1 protein-coding gene is annotated in these 614 nt (G+C 30.9%); it reads left to right on the plus strand.

Annotation, left to right across the window (positions count from 1 at the left end):
• Positions 1 to 614, plus strand: a 614-nt coding sequence (locus B5G32_RS13595; RefSeq protein ID WP_143746695.1) for a transposase, incomplete at both ends; no start/stop codon positions are given.

Raw genomic sequence — 614 nt, forward strand, 5'->3', positions numbered from 1 at the left:
CAAGAATATCTGGATTTTTAGATGTATGCAATGGTATATATATTGATGTATTGATTAAATCTTATAAGGATTCTGAAATACCCATGGCATATGAACAAATGAATAATATTCATGATATTTTAGAAAAACAGAAAGTTATATACATAGGGGACCGCAATTATCCATCAACTGATATCTTTATTTATTATAATATGAAAGGCGATAAATTCTGTTACAGAGGAAAGCCAAACTTTTATAAGAAACAGCTAGAAAATATTGAAAGAGATGGTTGGATTGAAATAGATTTGGATGACAGATGGATTGATCGCTTTAAAATTGAAGAAGTCAAGGATTATGCCAGAGAGCATAGGAATTTCAGGTTAAGAGTCATCAAAGTTATGAAATCTGAATTAAGGCAATTAAAGGTTAGTGAAAAAGATGAAGAAATCATTATTTTCACGAATCTTGATGAAAATGAATGGCCAACAAAAGAAGTTCTACAGCTTTATGGAAACAGATGGTCAGCAGAAACCGGATATGATATCCTAAAAAATAAGATTGAGATGGAAAGAGTAACGAGCGAAAAAGCAGAACTCATACTGCAGGAATTACATTCACAGGTTATAGTTCATAAT

It is taken from the genome of Massilimicrobiota sp. An80 (assembly GCF_002159255.1).
Lineage (GTDB): Bacteria > Bacillota_I > Bacilli_A > Erysipelotrichales > Coprobacillaceae > Allocoprobacillus > Allocoprobacillus merdigallinarum.